1 protein-coding gene and 1 pseudogene are annotated in these 610 nt (G+C 40.8%); one reads left to right on the top strand and one right to left on the bottom strand.

The features are described 5' to 3' along the window. Positions 1–297 (top strand): annotated as a pseudogene (locus QLG02_RS10310) (DUF3037 domain-containing protein); the annotation flags it as partial. A 99-nt stretch (positions 298–396) separates the two neighbouring features. Here the strand turns inward: QLG02_RS10310 and QLG02_RS10305 are convergent. Next, on the bottom strand, positions 397–610 hold a 214-nt coding region (locus QLG02_RS10305), incomplete at its 5' end, for a hypothetical protein (protein ID WP_282465117.1).

Genomic DNA, 610 nt, shown 5'->3' with positions numbered 1-610 from the left:
AAAGATGGTATGAACATGAGGGCCATACGACCCCTTAGCTTTGTATTTGGGAGGCCGACTCCCAACAAGATCGTTGATGAAGCGGAGCAATGGGCTAACAGGTTCAAGAGGCTGTTTGGGGCTGGTATCTTAGCTCCAGAAAAAGTAATCGTACCTGTTGAGTTTCCGGATGCCAGCGAGAACCAGGCGCTTCTTCCAGCGGTTAACGAAGCAATAAAGGTTTTCAGTGACCGCTCTGTAACGATAGTTCCTGCAGATGATGCTGGGCAGATATTAGCATTCGCCTCGAGAGTGTAACCTTAAGGTCTAACAGTCGTAAAAACGCCGGCTCAGTGCCGGCGCTTTCATATATGCTGTTTTAACTATCTCACTTGGCTTTTAATTATACTTATCCAATTAGATACTGGATGGTTGATTTTTCGTATATTCTAAACATCCATCTTCATATGAGAATGAGGCAGCTACATCTTTATAGCTTTTTGGAGATCTTGGATGTGCTGCCGAGCATTCAATTTTACATCTTACTATAAATTTGTCTTTGTCGGTTTTATATTGATTTAAAAATGATATAGAGTTCTTTGTTATATTGTTAACTTCATCTGGATATAAA

This window comes from Aeromonas sp. V90_14 (assembly GCF_029967615.1).
Taxonomy (GTDB): domain Bacteria; phylum Pseudomonadota; class Gammaproteobacteria; order Enterobacterales; family Aeromonadaceae; genus Aeromonas; species Aeromonas hydrophila.
Note: the sequence above shows the minus strand (reverse complement) of the source record. Positions and strands in the feature narration are given on the sequence as shown.